The organism is Massilia mucilaginosa (assembly GCF_011682145.1).
GTDB classification, from domain to species: Bacteria; Pseudomonadota; Gammaproteobacteria; order Burkholderiales; family Burkholderiaceae_D; genus Telluria_A; species Telluria_A mucilaginosa.
Map to the genome: position 1 here is coordinate 391,809 of NZ_WHJH01000001.1, position 15,690 is coordinate 407,498.

The 15,690-nt window shown below is 66.6% G+C and carries 18 protein-coding genes; 8 read left to right on the forward strand and 10 right to left on the reverse strand.

Features of this window, described 5'->3' with window-relative positions; all coding sequences use genetic code 11:
- Positions 1-67: 67 nt before the first annotated feature.
- A complete protein-coding gene (locus F2P45_RS01695) occupies positions 68-1,342 on the forward strand; it encodes a hypothetical protein (RefSeq protein ID WP_166870036.1) in 1,275 nt (424 codons plus the stop codon).
- Between the two features lie 49 nt (positions 1,343-1,391).
- Positions 1,392-2,750, forward strand: coding sequence for a hypothetical protein (locus F2P45_RS01700; protein ID WP_166870037.1), 1,359 nt, complete (start codon positions 1,392-1,394; stop codon positions 2,748-2,750).
- A gap of 9 nt (positions 2,751-2,759) precedes the next feature.
- Here the strand turns inward: F2P45_RS01700 and F2P45_RS01705 are convergent, their stop codons facing one another.
- Positions 2,760-3,203: a hypothetical protein gene (locus F2P45_RS01705; RefSeq protein ID WP_166870038.1), complete on the reverse strand. Its 444-nt coding sequence runs from the start codon at positions 3,201-3,203 to the stop codon at positions 2,760-2,762.
- Positions 3,204-3,348: 145 nt separating this feature from the next.
- On the opposite strand from F2P45_RS01705, the gene F2P45_RS01710 reads away from it, so the two are divergent.
- Positions 3,349-3,981 carry a hypothetical protein gene (locus F2P45_RS01710; protein ID WP_166870039.1) on the forward strand — a complete coding sequence of 211 codons (633 nt, stop codon included), beginning with the start codon at positions 3,349-3,351 and terminating at the stop codon, positions 3,979-3,981.
- 4 nt (positions 3,982-3,985) lie between these two features.
- Here F2P45_RS01710 and ubiG read toward each other — a convergent pair whose 3' ends face one another.
- Together ubiG and F2P45_RS01720 are read right to left on the reverse strand one after the other, a co-directional pair.
- Entirely contained in the window at positions 3,986-4,708 is a 723-nt protein-coding gene (ubiG, locus tag F2P45_RS01715; RefSeq protein WP_166870040.1) for a bifunctional 2-polyprenyl-6-hydroxyphenol methylase/3-demethylubiquinol 3-O-methyltransferase UbiG, read from the reverse strand.
- A gap of 33 nt (positions 4,709-4,741) precedes the next feature.
- Complete coding sequence (locus F2P45_RS01720) at positions 4,742-5,119, reverse strand: thiol-disulfide oxidoreductase DCC family protein (protein ID WP_166870041.1); 378 nt, start codon at positions 5,117-5,119, stop codon at positions 4,742-4,744.
- Positions 5,120-5,249: 130 nt separating this feature from the next.
- Here F2P45_RS01720 and F2P45_RS01725 point away from each other — a divergent pair, with 130 nt between their 5' ends.
- From F2P45_RS01725 to F2P45_RS01745, 5 genes are all read left to right on the forward strand, one after another.
- Positions 5,250-5,567: a metalloregulator ArsR/SmtB family transcription factor gene (locus F2P45_RS01725; RefSeq protein WP_166870042.1), complete on the forward strand. Its 318-nt coding sequence runs from the start codon at positions 5,250-5,252 to the stop codon at positions 5,565-5,567.
- Positions 5,568-5,660: 93 nt separating this feature from the next.
- Positions 5,661-7,112, forward strand: a complete 1,452-nt coding sequence (locus F2P45_RS01730) for a radical SAM protein (protein WP_166870043.1) — start codon at positions 5,661-5,663, stop codon at positions 7,110-7,112.
- Positions 7,109-7,273: a hypothetical protein gene (locus F2P45_RS01735; protein WP_166870044.1), complete on the forward strand. Its 165-nt coding sequence runs from the start codon at positions 7,109-7,111 to the stop codon at positions 7,271-7,273. The genes F2P45_RS01730 and F2P45_RS01735 overlap by 4 nt, the downstream gene beginning before the upstream one ends.
- Positions 7,270-7,935 carry a zinc dependent phospholipase C family protein gene (locus F2P45_RS01740; protein ID WP_166870045.1) on the forward strand — a complete coding sequence of 222 codons (666 nt, stop codon included), beginning with the start codon at positions 7,270-7,272 and terminating at the stop codon, positions 7,933-7,935. Before F2P45_RS01735 ends, F2P45_RS01740 begins: the two co-directional genes overlap by 4 nt.
- Positions 7,932-8,936 carry a lysylphosphatidylglycerol synthase transmembrane domain-containing protein gene (locus F2P45_RS01745; RefSeq protein ID WP_166870046.1) on the forward strand — a complete coding sequence of 335 codons (1,005 nt, stop codon included), beginning with the start codon at positions 7,932-7,934 and terminating at the stop codon, positions 8,934-8,936. Before F2P45_RS01740 ends, F2P45_RS01745 begins: the two co-directional genes overlap by 4 nt.
- Here the strand turns inward: F2P45_RS01745 and F2P45_RS01750 are convergent.
- The 7 genes from F2P45_RS01750 to F2P45_RS01780 are packed head-to-tail and all read right to left on the reverse strand — an operon-like array spanning position 8,929 to position 15,687.
- Complete coding sequence (locus tag F2P45_RS01750) at positions 8,929-9,465, reverse strand: hypothetical protein (protein WP_223164656.1); 537 nt, start codon at positions 9,463-9,465, stop codon at positions 8,929-8,931. The genes F2P45_RS01745 and F2P45_RS01750 overlap by 8 nt on opposite strands.
- Positions 9,462-10,163, reverse strand: coding sequence for an SDR family NAD(P)-dependent oxidoreductase (locus F2P45_RS01755; protein WP_166870048.1), 702 nt, complete (start codon positions 10,161-10,163; stop codon positions 9,462-9,464). Before F2P45_RS01755 ends, F2P45_RS01750 begins: the two co-directional genes overlap by 4 nt.
- A complete protein-coding gene (locus tag F2P45_RS01760) occupies positions 10,160-11,458 on the reverse strand; it encodes an aspartate aminotransferase family protein (RefSeq protein ID WP_166870049.1) in 1,299 nt (432 codons plus the stop codon). Before F2P45_RS01760 ends, F2P45_RS01755 begins: the two co-directional genes overlap by 4 nt.
- Positions 11,458-12,225: an SDR family NAD(P)-dependent oxidoreductase gene (locus F2P45_RS01765; protein WP_166870050.1), complete on the reverse strand. Its 768-nt coding sequence runs from the start codon at positions 12,223-12,225 to the stop codon at positions 11,458-11,460. The genes F2P45_RS01760 and F2P45_RS01765 overlap by 1 nt, the downstream gene beginning before the upstream one ends.
- A 20-nt stretch (positions 12,226-12,245) precedes the next feature.
- The gene (locus tag F2P45_RS01770; RefSeq protein ID WP_166870051.1) at positions 12,246-13,283 is read right to left on the reverse strand and encodes a radical SAM/SPASM domain-containing protein; all 1,038 of its coding nucleotides are present in this window, start codon (positions 13,281-13,283) and stop codon (positions 12,246-12,248) included.
- Entirely contained in the window at positions 13,271-14,638 is a 1,368-nt protein-coding gene (locus tag F2P45_RS01775; RefSeq protein ID WP_166870052.1) for an aspartate aminotransferase family protein, read from the reverse strand. The genes F2P45_RS01770 and F2P45_RS01775 overlap by 13 nt, the downstream gene beginning before the upstream one ends.
- Complete coding sequence (locus F2P45_RS01780) at positions 14,635-15,687, reverse strand: hypothetical protein (RefSeq protein ID WP_166870053.1); 1,053 nt, start codon at positions 15,685-15,687, stop codon at positions 14,635-14,637. The genes F2P45_RS01775 and F2P45_RS01780 overlap by 4 nt, the downstream gene beginning before the upstream one ends.
- Between the last annotated feature and the right edge of the window lie 3 nt (positions 15,688-15,690).

The following is a 15,690-nucleotide window of genomic DNA, read 5'->3' on the forward strand; positions in this document are numbered from 1 at the left end:
TATTCAATCGACCAGACTCGCGCGCGAGGCGTTCGCCACCGCCCTCAGGCATGGACGCGGCTCGGTCGTGATGCACCTGCGCGATCACGGCATGGACGATGTCGAGGATCTGGTGCTGGCCGCCTGTCTCGCGGAACAGTGCCTGGACAGCCAGTGCGAGGGCAGCCGCGCCCCCTGGATGTACAGCCTGTTCAAAGGCGCGCCGGCCTACCCTCGCTTCGCGGACGCGATCGTGGCGGCGATCCCCCACAGCCTGCGTGATACTGATGGCGACCACCTGCGCGCACTGGCAGGACTGATGGCCCGCGATGGCGACGCGCAGGCTGCGGACGCACTGCGCAGCTTCGTGTGGTCGCAAGACTTCTCCGGTCTGTACATTATCGGCGCCTCGGAGCTCACAGCAATCGATGGCATGCCTGCCGTGGTCGAGATGGCGCGGCGCCTCGGAACGGTCATCCGGCAAGACGCCGATGCGTGTGTCGAAATGCTGGGATTGCTGATCGACAAAGCCCTCGTCTTCGACACCGTGATGAGCCAACTAAGCGGGCTTGCGGCCGGCGACGAGGCAATCGCGGCCTACGTCGCCGAGCAGGAGCGCGACTATGCGCGATTCGCCCGGTACGACAACGCGCATGCGGCGCGTGCTGCGGGTGCGCAGATACGCGCCCGGAGATTCATGCGCAACAACCCGATTGAGGCCATCCTGGCGGCAGCCTCCTGCAAGTCCAGCCAACAGTACCAGTTTCGGAAGTTCGGGGCCTTGGCGTGCCAGGATGACCTGGACCGTGTGCTCGAACGTCTGCGGGTGGAACGCGACCCGGATGCGTGCGAAAAATTACTGAACGTGTTTTACAGGGCGGAGCTGACGCACCTGGACGACCGTATCTGGGAACTGGCAAGCCACAGCGAGCGCGGGGTCCGCGACGCGGCGGAAGTGGTGATCTCCCGTCTCAGCGATCCGCGTCTGCGCGAACTGGCGCGCCAGCGCGTTTGCGACCCTGCCTTCTCGAGCGAATCTGCAGGGGAACTTGCGCTGTTCGACCGCAATTACGGCCCGGGTGACGAAACCCTGATCCTGGCCGCGCTGGAACGCCAGCCGGTCGACGACGACGCCGAAGCCTACGACCTTGGCTACTCCGCCGTCCAGCTATGCACCGAAGCCAGGTCGCCAGTGCTGGCCGGGGTGGCGCTATGGGTTTACCGTACCTGTCCGTGTACCATTTGCCGTCTCCATGCCGTCGAGATGCTGCTGGAATGGGACTGCCTGCCCGCGCACATTGCGGCCGAATGCCGCTACGACGCCTCGGATCAGCTACGAGCGCTGATGCACAAGATACCCTGACACGCGCGTTACCGACCGCGCAGTGTCGCTTACAATGCACGCTCGCCTGTTGATCATTTTGGAGTCACCCATTCAACCGACCAAACTCTCCCGCGAGGCGTTCGCCGCTGCGCTCAAACATGGACGCGGCGCCGTCGTGATGCACGTGCGCGAGCACGGCATGGACGATGTCGAGGATCTGGTGCTGGCCGCATGTATCGAAGACCGCTGCTTCGACCGCCAGTGCGAGGGCAGCCGCGCCGGCTGGATGTACAGCCTGTTCAAGGGGACGCCCGCCTACCACCGGTTCGTCGGGCCGATCCTGGCGGCGCTGGCCAACAGCACGGATGACCGCGATGCCGATCAGCTGCGCGAACTGGCCAGCCTGATGGGCCGCGACGGCGACCTTGAGGCCGCATCCGCGCTGCGCAGCTTCGTCTGGGCGCAGACTTTTTCAGCCGACAGCGTTCTCGGCGCCGCCGCTCTTTGCGCGCTCGATGGCATTCCAGCCGTGGTCGAGATGGCCCGGCGCCTGGGGAAAGTCGTCCAGCAAGACCCCGATGCCTGGGTCGATACCGTGGATCGCTTGACCGACGACGCACTCCCCTTCGACGACGTGTTCGCCGAACTGAAACGCGTGGCCGCCGGCGATGAGGCAGTCGCCGCCTACGTCGCCAGGGAGGAAGCACGGATCGCGAGGGACGCCGCGCACGACCGGTCGCCCGAAAGCGAGGCTGCGCGCACCAAGCGGCGCGGCGAGGAGTTCATGAGCCAGAACCTGTGCGACACAATCCTCGCTGCCGCCGCACGCAAGTCGACCGGACGTGGGCTTTTTCTGCAGTTTGGCCGCTGGGCAGGCGAGGAGGACTTGACCCGCATCCTCGACCATCTGCGCGTTGAACCCGATCCCAAAGTAGCAGAGAAGCTGCTTTGGATATTCAGACGGGCGACACTGCCGTACCTCGACGAACACGTATGGGAACTAGCCAGCCACAGTGCGATCGACGTGCGCAATGCGGCAGTGAGGGCGCTATCGAACCTGAGCGATGCGCGCGTGCGCGAACTGGGACGTGCACGTCTTGGCGATCCGGGCTTTTCGAGCGAATTTTCCGAGGAAATCGAGCTATTCAAAAACAGCTTCCAGCCAGGCGACGAAACGCTGATCCTGGCCGCCCTGGAACGCCAGCCGGTCGATGGCGACGATGCGCACGCCCTCGCAAGCAGCGCAATCGACGTCTGCACCAGCGTCAGGTCGCCCGCGCTGGCCGGGGTGGCGCAATGGGTCTATCGTACCAACCCATGCAGCATTTGCCGCCGCCAGGCTGTCGAGCTGCTGCTGGAATGGGACTGCCTGCCCGCGCACATCGCAGCCGAGTGCCGCCACGACGCATCGGAAGACCTGCGCGCGCTGTTCGGCGTAACGCCTTGATGCTTACGTCTAAAGGAGGCCACTCTCGGCCAGCTCCCGCTGCGACACGCGCGCCAGCCATGCGCCCGCCGCCGTCAGCGCAAGGCCGCTGATGCCCAGCATGGCCGGACCGTAGTCGAGCAACCAGGTTGCAGCCGATATCAACAGGCCACTAAATCCGGCGATGAAGACCATTTGCAAGCGCCCGCGCACGCGCCCCATGCCGAGCATGATTGCGCCGCTATACATCTGGATGCATGCAATTACAGTGGTCGCCAAAAAGAGGCACGAAACAAGGCTCTTGCTGGCCAGCGTAAAATAGTAGACTGGATTGAGCGCCACAGCCACGAGCAACAGCAGAAAGTGGAGCGCGAAGAGGGCCGCAAGCGCGGTCGACAAGCTGCGCAGGCGCGCACTGACCCGGCCCGGTACAACCGGCTCAGGGGGCGCGTGAAGATTTTCCGAATGTACCATCGTCGCTCGCTAGAATAGTCTTGTCCAACTACCGAGTATGCGGGCAAACAGCGCCGATGTACATACCGGCCGGTCACGCCATACTACTGGCACGCGTGCGGTAGCATGACGATGAACTCTTCTTACTTCAAGGAATGGCACTTCATTGAATAACACCAAACTGCAATTCAAGGCGGCGCTGGCTGCGCGGCTCGGCGAAGCGAGTTCCGACATCGTGCTGCTCAAGCCACTCAAAAACGGTATCAAGTTACTGGACAAGGCCACGAAACAGCATCTCGGCGATCTGACCTTCGACTATCTGCGCAACGCCGGCGGCGTGTATGTGGCGTGCGAGGTCGCCGGCGGCGTCGTGCACGAGGTACTGGCCGGCCTGGCGCTGGCCCACGACAGCAATCTGCTCACTCGCGCCACCATGAGCTTCAATTCTCTGTCGGAAGAACGCAAGGAATTCAGCCCGGATATCGGCGGCGTGGTGCGGGTGCACGACGGCATGGATATCGACCGGACCTGCGGCGAGATCGTCGGTCGCCTGGCCACATGGCATATTCCGAAGATGGAGCGCCTGCTGGCCGTGAGCGAAGGTTTGATCGAGGACGTTGTCGCCTATCCGGATCATTACGCGTACCCGCTGCCGATCATCGCCATCTGCCTGATCCGGAATGGCTGCGAGGATGTCGAAGCCGCCCTGGCGCCGTACGCCCGCAACAAACGGATAGCACGCAACAGGAACCTGGATTTTTTAGCGGCCCTGGAAGAACACCCGCTTCTGGCGCAATGAAAGCTCATGCGGCCTTTTGCATGGCAAGCAGATAACCCACGCCCATGAACCGGTGCAGGCGAAAGCGCTGCGTCAGCGGGTTGTAGCCGAGGCCACGCTGATCGGCCAATGCCAGGCCGGCGCTGCGTGCCATGCCGGCCAGTTCCGCCGGTTTGATCAGGCGGCTGTATTGATGCGTGCCGACCGGCAGGATGCGCAGTACATATTCCACGCCGACGATCGCCAGCAGATAACTGAGCGCGTTGCGGTTGATCGTCGAAAAGAACACCCAGCCGCCCGGCTTGACCATGGCGGCGCAAGCGGCGATCACCGCCGCCGGCTGCGGCACGTGCTCCAGCATCTCCATGCAGGTGACCACATCGTACTGCGCCGCGTGCCCGTCCGCCCATGCTTCGGCGCTGCTGTAGGCGTAGTTCACATCGACCTCCTGGCCCTGTGCGTGCCAGCGTGCGATCTGCAAGGGCTTGTCGGCCAGGTCGATGCCGGTGACGCCGGCGCCGCGGCGCGCCATCGATTCGGCCAGGATGCCGCCGCCGCAGCCGACATCGAGCACCTGCTTGCCCGCCAGGGAGCACAGCGAATCGATCCAGTCCAGCCGGTGCGGGTTGATGCGGTGCAGTGGCTTGAACTCGGACTGCTCGTCCCACCAGCGCGTGGCGAGGCTGTTGAAGCGGGCCAGTTCGGCCGGGTCGGCGTTCGGGTGAAGCTCGGAAGTCGGAGTGTGCATGGTCGTGGTCCGTGAAGTGATGTGTAAAAGGGATTACCAGTTGCCGCGCCAGCGGTTCCACCGATACAGCAGGCGCGCGACAACCTTGTACAGCGGCCCCGCCAGCCAGTGCAGCGAGCGCACCAGGCGCGCCAGCCAACGCTGCCCTGGCGTGAGTGCCCACAGCGCGGCAAAAGCCTGGTCGCCCACCAGCATGCGCCCGCTGGCGTGGCGTACATGCAGGCGTTCGCGCAGCGCTTCGAGAGCGATGCCCAGTTGCGCCGCCAGCTCCGGTTCGGCGTGCACATCGCGCCACTCGATGGCGCAGCCCTGCATGCGTTCGCGCTGGCCGCGCACGCCGGCGTCGCACACGGGGCAGGCGCTGTTGTAGTAGACGACAGCCTCGGGGGCCGCCGGCTCGGGAGTTTGCATGGCGTTCTCGCAATCGCAAAGTGGGTCGGTGCGGCCATTGCGCACCACATTTAGCTAACTAGCTAATTATCTAATTAGGAAAGCATGGTGTATCATGACGCTTTATCGTCCAGCAGGCGCACCGCACATCATGGATCAAATCTTCGCCGCCCTGGCCTCGGCGCCGCGCCGCAAAATCCTGGCGTATCTGTCCGAAACCGAGCTGTCGGCGGGCGACATCGCGGCGCGCTTCGAGATGACCAAGCCGTCGCTGTCGAAGCATCTGCGCATTCTCGAATCGGCAGGCCTGATCGCCAGCGACAAGCGCGGGCAGTTCGTGTTTTACCGCCTTCAGGGCGACAACCTGGCCAATACGCTGGCCTCGTTCATGCAGGCGGTGTGCCCGGTATCGCAAGAGCTCAAGCAGGAAAGCCGCGCACTGGCGCGCAAGAAGGCGCCCAAGGAGTAAACCTTCCGCGATCGCCGCTTTGCGATTGACAGCGTTGCCATTACAATCACAGCACACCGCCGGCTTGGTCCGGTATTTGCCAAGTGGATCTCAATGAGCGACGAACTGGTACGTGCAACGACAAGCCTGTGTTCGACCTGCAAACGCAGCGTCGACGCTACCATCTGGCGCAGCGAGGGCCGCGTGGTCATGCGCAAGCGCTGCCCGCAGCACGGCTCCGAAGAAGTCATCGTCTCGTCCAACGCCGCGTGGTACGACGCCACGATGAACGAGGCCCCGATCCTCACGCCGCCCTCCGGCGCGGCGCCGGCCAGCCAGGGCTGCCCGTTCGACTGCGGCCCCTGCACCAGCCACGAACAACAGGTCCTGCTGCCGATCGTGCCGATCACCTCGGCCTGCAATCTCGATTGCCCGATCTGCTACACGCATAACCGCAACGAAGGCGCGTTCCACATGTCGCAGGACCAGCTGCGCGCCATCCTCGGGCACATGCGGCGGGCCGACCCGAGCAACCGCATGATCAACCTGACCGGCGGCGAGCCGACCCAGCATCCCGATTTCGAGCGGCTGGTGGAGCTGTGCCACGCCGAAGGCATCAACCGCATCACCATCTCGACCCACGGCCTGCGCTTTCTCAAGGATGAATGGCTGCTCGAACGGCTTGCGGCGCTGGACGCGCGCATCGTGCTGTCGTTCGACTCGTTCACGCCGGGGACGAATATCGACATGTTGGGCGGGAATTTCTACCAGGCGAAAATGCGGGTACTGGCCCTGCTCGAAAAGTACAAGGTCGACACCACCCTGCTGCCGGTGCTGGCGCGCGGCAGCAACGACCATGAAGTGGGCGCGTTCGTGAGGCTGGCGCTCGAAAAGGACTTCATCCGCAGCGTCGAACTGCACACGATGACCTTCACCGGCCAGGGCGGCTCGCGCTTCGACCGGCGCGGCCGCTATACCACCTACGACGTGCTGGCCGACCTGGAACAGCAGACCGCCGGCGCGCTGCGCATCAGCGACTTCGTGCCGTCGCCGTCGAGCCATCCGATGTGCTACCTGATCACCTACATGCTGCGCCTGGACGACGGCCGCTGGCTGCCGTTCACCCGCTTCATGGAACGCGCCGACCTGCGCGCCCTGCTGACCGGCACCCTGTACCTGGAGCCAACGCCGCAGGTGGAGCTGCGCCTGCAGGACGTGATCACGCGCCTGTGGGCCGGCGAGATGGAGAGCCCCGACAGCGACATGATCCTGGCCACCCTCAAGGGCCTGCTGGCGCGCATGTTCGCACCCGGCCTGTCGACCGAACAGCGCATGCGCATCGGCGAGCAAAGTTCGAAAGCGATCTACGTGCACTCGCACATGGATGAAGAAACCTTCGACACAGACCGCATACGCCAGTGCTGCGTGGGCATCCGCGAGCCGGACGGACGCAACGTGCCTTCCTGCGCCTACAACATCCTGTACCGCGACCGCGACACGCGCTTTTCGGTGGCGCCGGGCGCACCGGTAGCCACCCTGGGCAGCGGCAGGCTGACCGTCGCATGAACGACCGGCACGACATCCTGCGCGCGCTCGACCTGCCCGAGGAAGCCATTCCGCTGTTCCTCGCACACATCGCACAGTTTTGCCAGGACCACGGCGGCCAGCGCCGGTATGACGAGCTGCTTGCCCTGCTGGCGCGCTACCAGGCGGCAGTCGACCAGTGAGATACAACGGCTTGCAGCTGGTGATCGGCCTGGCCGTGCGCAAGCTCGATGACGCGTGGTTCAACCGCTTCCACGACGCGCTGGTGCTGGGTGCGATCCGCGAAGACGTCAGCTGGCTGCCGCGCCGCAAACAGATCTGGGAGCACTGGTCGCTCAGCCACTTCGCCGGCCGCCAACTCGCTGGCGGCTTCATTCCCTTCCTGACGGCCAGCGCTCCGGCCAGGGCGCAGGAATATGTCGACCGCGCAGTGGCCGCATGGCGCGCCGGCCAGCACGCGCGCGCCTTCGTGCAGCTGGGGATGGCCTCGCACCTGGTGATCGACATGGCCTGCCCGGTCCACGCCAGCCGCGTGGCGCACCTGACCGACGGCTACGAATGGTATGTCGAAGCCAATGGCGCGACGCTCGCGGCCCTGCCCTTCGACGTGCCGCGCCATTATGCCAGCGCGCATGTCGCCGCCGCCGGCCTGGCCGCCTTCACGCAACGCTTCGCGCCGGACCGCACCAACCACCACTGGGGGCGCCTGCTCAAGCGCCTTGGCCTGCGCCGCTCGCTCACGCGCAGCGAATTCGCCGCCCAGGCCGAACAGATCATCCCAACTGCCGCCGGCCACTTGGCAGCTGTCTACCTTACCTTCATCGACGCGACCCGACCCTCTTGAAAAAAATCCTGTTCGCCGTGCTGTTCGCGCTGACCGTCTACCTGACCGCGCGCTTTTTCTCGCATGCCAGCGGCGCCAGCCTGGGCGGCGTGCTGGCTCTGATCGGCACCATTCCACTGCCCCTGTGGCTGGGCCTTGCCGCCCTGTCCTGCCTGTTCTATATGCTGGACTGGATCCGCCTGCGCAGCATGCTCGCGGTGCTCGGCCATCCGCTACGCTTTGCGCAAGGCCTGCGCCTGACTTGCGTCAGCTACTTCGTCACCAGCATCACGCCCAGCGCCGAACTGCACACACCCGCCATGATGTTCGTGCTCGGACGCCAGGGCGTGCCAATGCCGCATGCGCTGGCGGCCTCGGTCAGCAAGAGCATCTACATGACCTTGTGGATTTGCCTGGTGTCGTGCGTCACCCTTACCTTCGGCCACGCGATTGCGCTGCCGGCGCCCTTGCAGGTCGGCCTGCCGCTGCTCACCGCGCCGCTCTTGGGCATTGCGCTGCTGCTTGCGCTGATGGCGTTCTTTCCGGGACCGGTGATGCGCTGGACCGAACGGCGCGCCGGCAGCATGAAGGATGGCGGCCTGTGGCAAAAGGCCCTGCTCGGCGTCGGCCAGAGCGCGCATGCCATATCGGCCATCGGCAAGTCGACCGACGTGCAGCACCTGGTGTGCCACCTGGCGTCGGTGATTTTTTTGCTGACCTACGTGGCGATCGGGTCGCTGCTGGCGACCCACTTCGGCTTTGCGCTGACCTGGCTGCAAGCGCTGACCATCTTCTCGACCAGCCTGATGATCGCCTACCTGGCGCCGGTGCCGGGCGCGATCGGCGTGGCCGAGGTGGCGACCAGCTACATGCTCGATCCCGCGCTCACGCCGCAGGGCATGGCCGTCGCGGTGACCTTGCGCGTCCTGTGCTGGTACTTGGTGGCCGTTCCCGGGGCGGTGGTGCTGGCGCGCGAGTTCCGGCGCGCGGGCGCGTGGAAGCTGCCCAAGGTCTTCAGCTAGCGGTGCTTCGCACGGTGCGATTCCAGAGCCAGCGCGCCGCCTGCAATTGCGCCAGCATCAGCGCCATATTCAGCACCCGTACCGGCCAGCCTGATGGAAGTAAGCCCGCCAGCGGGTCCCACGGGCGAAACGCCAGGTTGACGTTCATACTCTCGGGTGTGAACGCCTGGCTGAGTGCAATGAGCAGCTGGTAGATCGCCAGCGCTACCCATGGAATGGCCGCCGGCATGCGCTTGCCGCGCCAGGCCAGCGCCCCCAGCACCGGCGCCGATGCATGCAGCAGGAACGAGGCGGCCGAGGTATGCCCACCGGCCGCCACATGCAGCACGTAGGCCGGCAAGGCGATGGCGCCCTGGCACAGGAAACCGGTGACAATCAGCGGCGCGGCATTGGCGATCAGTCCCAGTGCCAGCATGGCGCTGGTGACGTGGCACATCCATAAAAGCTCCGGCGCCAGCCCATCCTGCGTCTTTTGCACCGCAAGGATGGCCAGCAACAGCATCATGCAGACGCCGCCGGCACGCTTCATCCCAGCCCGCCCGTAAGCGGGAACTGGGCGCCGTTCAGGTAAGTGTTTTCGAGCGCGAGCCAGCGCAGGCCGCGCGCGGCCTCCAGGCAGGTGCCGGTGCGGCCGAGCGCGGAGTAGCGCCGGTACGATTCGCGCAGCTTCGGGTCGAGCGCTTGCGCAATGCCGCCATCGAGCACGCCCACCACCGCCAGGTTGACCAGGATGCCCTTGGGGCCGAGCTCCTTGGCCAGCGCCATGGTCAGGCCCCACATGGCGGCCTGGCTGGCTGCGTAGTGCGCGGGCGCGGGCACCGGCTGCAAGCCATCGAGGGCGGCGACCAGCACCAGCGCACCGCGCAGGCCGCGCCGCTCCATCTGCTGCGCGCACAGAAGCGCGGCGCGGCCGTGCACCGCATGCACCGCGTCCCACGACGCCGCCGTCAGCGCGCCGACCGAGGCGATCGGCGCCACGCCGGCGCAGTGAATCACCACGTCCGGCAGGCGGTCGTCGCGCGCGAGCGCATCGAACAGCACGTCCACCGCGTCGGCCTGCCCGAAATCGGCCGCGTAGGCCGGGAATCCGAGTTCGTCGCCGAGGGCGGCGGCAAGCTCCGTGCGGCGGCAGTAGGTGAAGGCCACGTCGGCGCCGCTGCGTTTCAGTTCGCGCAGCAGGGCCGAGCCGAGGGCGCCGCTGCCGCCCAGTACAAGTACGCGTTTCATTGAAGGTCCCACAGGAAGTCGAGCGCCTCGCGCAGCGCGTGCGCGCAGGCCAGCAGTTCGTCGTCGGAAATCGTCAACGATGGCTGCACGCGCAGCACCTGCCACGCGTGGCCGCAAATCTGCGAGATGTAGCCGGCCTTGTACAGCCGGTGCACCAGCAGCATGCCGATGGCCGGCTGCGCCGCCAGTTCGGGCACGCCGAGGTAGTCGAACTGGTAGCAGGGATGATCCGGGGCTTCCAGCTCGATGCCCAGCATCAGGCCGTCGCCGCGGATCGCCTTGACCAGTGGCGAGGGCAGGACGAATTCTTCCAGGGCCTCGCGCAGCAGGCGGCCCTTGCGTTCCACATCGGCCAGCATGGCATCATCGAGCAGGTCGAGCGCCGCCAGTCCGGCCACGCAAGCGAGCGCGTTGCCGCTGAAGGTGGACGCATGCGCCTCGGCCAGCGCGAACTTGCCGTACACGCCGTCAAAAATCGGGCGCCGCGTGAGCATCACCGACAGCGGCATCAAGCCGCCGCCCAGCGCTTTGCCGAGGGTGATGACGTCGGGCCGGCGCGGCCAGTCCTCGCTCGACAAAAAGCGTCCGGTGCGTCCGAGGCCGGTCTGGATTTCGTCGGCCACCAGCAGCACGCCCCGCTCACCCGTGCCGTGGCACAGGCGCGCCAGATACGCCGCGTCAGGCAGGCGCACGCCGGCTTCGACCTGGATCGGTTCGAGCACGATGGCGGCGAGCGACGGATCGGCCAGTGCGTTGTCGAGCGCCTCCATGTCGCCGAACGGCAGCGCGTCGACCATCGGCAAGTGCGGACCGAAAATGTCGCGGTACGGGCCGGCCTGCATCATCGCCACGCTGCCGAAGGTGCAGCCGTGGTAGGCGCCCTGGACGCAGGCGATGCGCGGCCTGCCGGTGGCGCCGCGCACCAGCTTGAGCGCCGCCTCCACAGCCTCGGTGCCGCCGCTGGCGAAAAACGCCGCGTCGTAGCCGGTCCGTTGATACAACCGGCTGGCCAGTAAACCAGCGTAGGGGCTGATGCCGGACGGATAGAACGACGGCGCGCGGCTATTGAGGAAGTTCATCAGCGCCGCCTCGATGGCCGCCGGACGATGGCCGAACGCCTGCGTGCCCCAGCCGGCCAGCAGGTCGATGTACGGTTTGCCGTCGCTGTCGATCAGGTGGCCGTGCTCCACCCGCTCGAGCAGATAAGGTTCGCTGCTCAGGCGCGCGCGCATCGACACCAGCGGATTGACGAAAGCGCGAAAACCGTCGTAGCCCTCGTGCAGGAGCGGGTCCATCACAGGCCTCCGTCGAAGGTCAGGCGCGCGCCGCTCATGAAGCTGTTCTCGTCCGATACCAGCCAGGTGACGAAAGCGGCGGTTTCTTCGAGCGTGGCGGTGCGCCCCAGCGGGCAGTGCGTGGTGTAGTCGTCCAGCCGGTACTGGGGCGCCTGCTGGCCCATGCCCGCTTCCAGCAGGCCGGCCGACAGGTCATTGACGGCGATCCCGTAGCGCCCCACCTCCTTGGCCAGCGCGCGGGTGAAGCCCTGCAGGCCGGCCTTGGCCGCCGCGTAATGCACGGGCGCCTCGACGATCCGCTCCCCGGCAATCGAGCCGATATTGAGGATGCTCCCTTTCTTGGCCCGCAGCATGGGCCGCAGGGCGGCGCGCGAAAAGATGTACGCGCCTTTCAGGCAGGTATCGAGCACCAGGTCCCAGTCGTCTTCTTCCAGCAAGGCGATCGGCAGCACCTGCATGACGCCGGCGTTGTTGACGAGGATGTCGAGCCCCTCCCATTCGGCGACGATGGCGTTGACGGTGCTGCGGGCGTGGGCCGCGTCGGTAACCGATCCCTTGAACACCAGCGGCTCGGCGCCCAGCTCGCGCAGCAGGCCGCGGGTGACTTCGACCTGCTCATCGTCCTTGACGTAGGTGAATGCCACGCGCGCGCCGGCGGCGGCGAAGGCCAGGCAGATGGCGCGGCCCAGGTTGCGCGAGCCGCCGGTCACCAGGCAGCGTTTTCCCGCCAGCCGCAATGGCGGCGCGGAGGTGTCGGAGTCAGTCACAGGGTAATCCGTTTCATGGTTCATTGGGAGCGCATGCGCGTGGAGAGGTCCGACAGCGAACGCAGGGTCGAGCCCTGCCCCAGCGCCTGGGTAAAGCCGCGGCACAGGGTCCAGCAGTCCTGGCAGCGCGCCACCGAATCGAGGCCCCGCATGCGGCCGACGATCGGCGCCAGCGCTTCGTCGCGCACGTTGCCGACCACCGAATCGATGCGCTCGATGCAGGGCGAGACGTTACCGAGATGGTCGATATTGAATGACTGCTCGCCCGCATGGCAGGCCGGCATGGGGCCGCGTTCGACAAAGGCGTCCATGCGTTCGAGGTAGTCACGGAAGGTGCGCAAGTGCGGGTAGCGCTGCCACAGGTCGAGCATCCTGGCGCTGAGCGAGACGTCCGGCAGCTCGTCTTCGCCGCTCTTGCCGCGCCTGAAACCGTCGGTCGAGAGCAAGGTGACGCAGTGGCCGACGCCGCGCGCCGCGCTCATTTGCAGCAGTTTTTCGATGTCGTCCTGGTTTTCCTTCATCAGGATCGTCATCACATGCACCTGGGCGCCGCCGTGGGGCGCGTGCGCCAGCAAGGTGTCCACGGAGCGCCAGGCCTGATCGAAGGCGCCGTCAAGCCGGCGTTTCCGGTCGTGGCGCGCCGCATCGGCAAAGTCGATCGACACGCCGACCTGCGCCACCCCGGCCGCGAACAGCCCCTGCGCCTTGGCGTCGTCGACAAACCAGCCGTTGGTATAGAGGACCGGAGCATGGCGCTTGCCGAAGGCGCGCACGATCTCGATGATGTCGGGCCGCAGCAGCGGTTCGCCCCCTTCGACCGACACCAGGAAGGTGCCGATCCGCGCCAGTTCGGCCGCCACGCGCTGGTAGTCGGCCACGGTCAATTCAAGGCGCGGAGCGACGCCGTTGGGCCAGAAGCCGCAGAACGAGCAGCGCATGTTGCAGCGGTTGGTCACCTGCACCAGCACCTGGAACGGATGGCGGCGCAAAATGCCGCCCATGAAGCGCAGGTCGCGGCTGGTGCGGGCGAGCAGGCCCGGGCCTTTCAGAATTGCCATCCACTCCTCCATTGCGCGCCTGCGCGGCGCGTCACATCCGCCACGATGGGCGCGATTGAGCGATAGTCGTCAAGAATCGCGCCGACCGCGTCCACCACCGCATCGATGTCCTCGTCGGCGATGCTCAAAGGCGGTTCGAGCCGCAGCACGTTCCAGCGCGACGACGCGGGTTGCGCCAGGATGCCCGCTTCCAGCAGCCGGACCGCGACCCACTGGCCGAACATGCCTTCCGAAACCTTGTCCACCAGCGACGGCGCCAGCTTGTCGAGCCAGGAACTGCCGGTGGGGCCGAACTCGATCCCGACCAGCAGCCCGCGCCCGCGCACTTCCTTCACCAGTGGGTGCCCGCGCAGGCGTGCGCGCAAGCCGTCCAGCAGGCGCGCGCCTTGCTGCGCACTGCGCGCGACCAGATCTTCTTCGTCGATCAGCTCCAGGGTCCTGAGAGCGGCGGCGCAAGCGAACGCGTTACCCTGGTAGGTGGAGCTGTGCAGATCGAAGCGCCCGGCGCCGCCGTAGGCCTTGTCGAACAGTGCGCGCGAGGTCACCGCCACCGAAATGGCGGCCAAGCCGCCCGACAATGCCTTGGCCAGGCACAGCACATCGGGCACACAGTCTTCCGCCTCGTGCGCGAACAGCGTGCCGGTGCGGCCAAGGCCGGTCTGGATCTCGTCGAGCACGAGCAGCGTGCCGCGCGCGCGGCATAGCTCTTGCGCCGCGCGCAGGTAGCCGGGCGGCGGCAGGATCACGCCGCCTTCCGCCTGCAGCGGCTCGACCAGGAAGGCGGCCGGCTTGTGGGCCTTGAGAGCGCGGTCGAGCGCATCGAGGTCGCCGAACGGAACGCGATGGCAGCCGGCCAGCAGCGGCTCGAAAGGCTGGCGCAGGCGTTCGGCGCCCATCACCGACAAAGTGCCGAGCGTGGTGCCGTGAAAGCCGCCGTCGCACGAAACAAAGTCGCTGCGGCCGGTGGCGGCGCGCGCCAGCTTGAGGCCCGCCTCCACCGCTTCCGCCCCGCTGCTGGCGAACAGGCTGATTTCCAGCGGTGCCGCCAGACGCTTGGCCAGCGCCTCGGCCAGCGCCGCCGCACCGGCGGCCGGCCCGGTGTGGCAAAAGTGCAGTACCTGTTCGTCAAGCAGCTGGTGCAGGCGGGCGATCAGTGCCGGATGGTTGTGGCCCAGGTTGACAGAGCCGAAACCGGCCAGGCAATCGAGGTAGCGCCGCCCCTCGCTGTCCCACAGCCAGACGCCGCTGGCGCGCACGAACACGCGTCCGTAGCCGAGCACCCCAAGCAACTGGATGAAGGAGGGATTGATGTACTTCGCGTAGGTTTGCGAGACTGGATGTTCGCTTTGCTTCATGCGGTTCCCAGTCCGAGTTCGGCGCGCAGGCGCGCATCCGACGATGGCCGCCAGATTTTCTGGTCGAGCCAGAAGTGGTGGCAGAACAGGCCCCAGTACAGCGCCAGGAATACCTGGGCGGATGCCGATCCGGGCGCCGCACCGAATGGCGCCCCGCCGCGCGCCACGTTCAGGGCCACGTACAGCAGCGACGCCGCCAGCATGAGGACATACGCCAGCAGCGGCCCCGCCGCCCGCGCAGGTTTGACGCGGCGGCGCTCGGTGGCGATCACGATGCCGATGTACTGCAAGCCGTGCAGCGTGCCGCCGACAATGGTCGCCGCCATGAACACCTGCTCGGTGGTGAGCGGGTTGGCCAGCAGCGGTTCGCGCATGCCGACCGCGAACAGCGAGAACAGGGTCGTGCCCACCGCGACCACAAGGCCGAACACGCCGGGCTTCACCGCGCTGCCGCGATGCCAGCGCCGCACCAGCAGCGCGGCCCACAACAGCATGGCCGCTGCCAGCAGCGCGCCCACCGCAGCGATGGCATACGCGCCCCATGCTGCGCGCCCCGCCAGGTCCAGGTTGGCGGGATGGGCCAGCGCGAGCAGGCCGAAGGCGACCCACAAGATGCCGTGCAGGAGGCGCGTATCGGCCTTGCGCGCCTGGGCGTCGGCCTCGCCCAGGCGCTGGTACACCGACAAAATGCCGTGATGCTGGCGCACCGCATGGTGAAAGGACCACAGCGCGACAAAGCCCAGGAACAGCAGGAACGGTTCGGGGCGGCCGCTGATCCAGGTCGCACCCAGGAGGATGGGACCGGGCAGCAGCCAGGCAAGGCTGGTCCACAGCAGGCGGCCACGCTCGCGCCGAAAACCGGCGTCGAGGTAGGTGCGCTGCCAGGTGGCGCACAGGTGCGGGCCTTCCACCAGCCAGATCCAGGCGAACCACAGGGGCAGCACGGTCGCTGGTGCGGCCAGCATCAGCAGGCCCGCCGCCAGCGCGACGACGCCGCTTCCGAAAAAGAAGCAGGCGTCGAACACCGGGCCGCCGATCCAGCGTGTCATGGC